This is a genomic window from Variovorax sp. 20P10.2.4, assembly GCF_058244205.1.
The window spans coordinates 1-1,329 of record NZ_JBZAYE010001119.1; the positions used below are offsets into that span (position 1 = coordinate 1).

3 protein-coding genes are annotated in these 1,329 nt (G+C 72.0%); all 3 read right to left on the reverse strand.

The features are described from left to right. Positions 1-434, reverse strand: a 434-nt coding sequence (locus AC27VN_RS41605; RefSeq protein WP_490880528.1) for an AraC family transcriptional regulator ligand-binding domain-containing protein, incomplete at its 3' end; no start/stop codon positions are given. Continuing rightward, entirely contained in the window at positions 431-892 is a 462-nt protein-coding gene (locus AC27VN_RS41610; RefSeq protein WP_093347584.1) for a (2Fe-2S)-binding protein, read from the reverse strand. The genes AC27VN_RS41610 and AC27VN_RS41605, both read right to left, overlap by 4 nt. A gap of 32 nt (positions 893-924) precedes the next feature. Continuing rightward, positions 925-1,329, reverse strand: a 405-nt coding sequence (locus AC27VN_RS41615; RefSeq protein ID WP_490880529.1) for a molybdopterin cofactor-binding domain-containing protein, incomplete at its 5' end; no start/stop codon positions are given.

The window sequence follows — 1,329 nt, forward strand, 5'->3', positions numbered from 1 at the left end:
GCGAAGGTGCCGTCGGTCAGCAGCTGCGGCGAATGGCCCTCGACCAGGAACCAGTGGAAGCGCACGCGGACCTCGCCGTCGCCGCGCTCGATGCGGATCACCTCGGGGCAGGTCAGCCGCTTGAAGCGCGACAGCCGCTGCAGCGCCTCGCCGAAGTTCGGCGAGTGCAGCGCCGCGATCGAGGCGATGTCGTAGTGCTCGGTCGCGCCCTCGGCGCCGATGCGCAGGCCCAGCGCGGGATCGGGGTTCATCGCGGCCAGCGCATCCCACACCGCGAACATCTGCCGCGTCGTGATGCGCGCCTTGCCGCTCGCGAACAGGTCGGCCGGCAGGCCCGCGCGGCGCAGCATCGACTGCGTGTCGAAGCCCAGCAGCCGCAGCCGCTGCTGCATCACGGCGGGCACGACGATCAGGTCGGGCGGGCGCTGGGTCATCGCCGGTCGTCGCCCGCCGCGAGGTGGATCGCCGCGCGGATGCGCGGATAGGTGCCGCAGCGGCAGATGTTGCCGCTCATCGCGGCGTCGATGTCGGCGTCGCTGGGCTTCGGCGTGTGGCGCAGCAGCGCGCAGGCCGACATCAGCTGGCCGCTCTGGCAGTAGCCGCACTGCACCACGTCGAGTTCGGTCCAGGCGCGGCGCAGCGCGTCGATCTCGGGGCCCTTCACGCCCTCGATGGTCGACACCGCGCGGCCCTGCACGGCCGACAGCGGCGTGGCGCAGGAGCGCACCGCCTCGCCGTCGAGCATCACGGTGCAGGCGCCGCACAGCGCCTTGCCGCAGCCGAACTTGGTGCCGTTCATGTGCAGCTCGCCGCGCAGCACCCACAGGAGGGGCGTGTCGTCCTCGGCCGTCACCGCGACGGGGCGGCCGTTGATCTGGAGCGTGGTGGTCATGGGGTTCCTTCCTTTTCTCTCGTGCCGTGCGTTCAGGCCAGGCGCAGCGGCAGCGAACGCAGCCGCTGGCCCGTGAGCGCGAACAACGCGTTGGCCACGGCCGGCGCCACCGGCGGCGTGCCCGGCTCGCCCACGCCCGTGGGCGGCGCGCTGCTCGGCACGATCGCGATCTCGATCTGCGGGCATTCGTTCATGCGCAGCGGCGCGTAGTCGTGGAAGTTGCTCTGCTGCACCTGGCCGCGCTCGATGGTGATCTCGCCGTGCAGCGCGGCCGAGAGGCCGAACACGATCGCGCTCTCCATCTGCTGGCGCACCAGGTTCGGGTTCACGGCCAGCCCGCAGTCGACCGCGCAGTACATGCGCTGCACGCGGATCTGCCGCTCGGGCGTCAGCGAGACCTCGGCCACCTGCGCCACCACGCTGCCGAAACTGCGGTG